The sequence below is a fragment of the Paraburkholderia sp. BCC1876 genome, assembly GCF_902833695.1.
Lineage (GTDB): Bacteria > Pseudomonadota > Gammaproteobacteria > Burkholderiales > Burkholderiaceae > Paraburkholderia.
Map to the genome: position 1 here is coordinate 1 of NZ_CADFGI010000028.1, position 1,367 is coordinate 1,367.

The 1,367-nt window shown below is 63.1% G+C and carries 1 protein-coding gene; it reads right to left on the reverse strand.

Going from position 1 to position 1,367, the window contains the following annotated elements; all coding sequences use genetic code 11:
* Positions 1 to 29: 29 nt before the first annotated feature.
* Positions 30 to 1,280, reverse strand: a complete 1,251-nt coding sequence (locus HWY05_RS37575; RefSeq protein ID WP_347880831.1) for an IS4 family transposase — start codon at positions 1,278 to 1,280, stop codon at positions 30 to 32.
* Positions 1,281 to 1,367: the final 87 nt, after the last annotated feature.

The window sequence follows — 1,367 nt, forward strand, 5'->3', positions numbered from 1 at the left end:
GCAATGCTCTCAACTTAAGCCCCACTGCATCAAGCGAGTTTGTACGCGAGATGGAAGTGGGGCTTGGCTTTTCTGGGTGGTCTTGGATAAGAGCGTGACGGCTGTACCCGGCATCGGGTCAGGCGGATCACGTCCAGCACACCGGCGAGGCGGTCCAGGCAGTGTCGGACACGCAGCAGGCACCCGCCGAGGATCGGCTTGAGTGCGCCCAGTGCGTACACCCGATTAGGCCGGCTGGCGTGCCCGTCATCGTGCGGCGCATCAAGCTCGCTGAGCAATGTGCAAAGATTGTCAGCGAGGATTTTTGCGCCGAAGTCCTGCTGCAAGGCCAGGTAATCGAGGCCCGTGACGGCTTCCAGTCGCAGCCGGTGTTTCAGGCGTTTGAACGCTTCTTCGACGCGCCAGCGCTGATGATAGAGCGCGCCGAACGATGCAGCCGGGTAACGCTCGCTGTCCAGCAGCGAGGTCATCAGCACACGCACTCGACCGCTTGGGGTGACGTCCCGGATCAGGCGTACGGTAGTCGGCCTGCGCATCAGTTCATAGTCGCGGGCATCCTGCTCGCCAGGCGCCTCCAGTGTCACCACATGCTCGGCTTTACCGCTGCGGGCAAAGGCGGTGACGCACTTCCAGTTACGTGCGTCGACGCGCATGCAGAACTCAATATCGCGCTGTGCCAGCGCCGCCACCATCGTGTTGCCGATGTAGCCGCGATCGAGCAGCAGCAGATCGGTACGCGGCTGCAGCACGTCCAGCGCTTCGAACAGCATCTGCCGCTCGGCGCCGTCGGCGGGATGAAGCGCCGCGTGCAGGGTCAGCTCGGAGCCCGGCAGAAACAGTGCAAACGCGTAGTGATCGGCGCGCAGTTCATGGCCGCGACGCGTGCCCACGCGCAGGCGGCTGCCGTCAGCGGCGACCAGCCTCAGGCCGTGCCAGCGCATCGAATCGATATGGGGTTGAGCCAGCGAAATCAGGCGGGCGCGGGCCAGTTCGAACAGGTCGGCCGACAGTCCGCGTCGGGCCTTGCTGAACGCCTGCGCACTGACGGCGCGGCTGCGTGCGCCGTGCTCACCCAGTGCGCCAAACAGCGCGTCGAGCTCGGTCTGCACGCTGGCACACATGCCCGACATCATCAGCGCGGCCATGCGCGGCAAGGTCAGTGTGCGATTGCGGGTAAAGGCGGTGGGAGAACGACGCACGCGATCGGCGAGCGCCGGATCGAGCAGGAAATCGGAGAACTCAGCCAGAAGCCGCGAGGACGCTGGTATTTGAGTTCGTATCGTTGATTTATCAGTGAGTTATGTGATGAAGTTTACAGGGGCAATGCCTCGTTTACAAGCACTTTGGGGCTTAAGTTGAGAGCATTG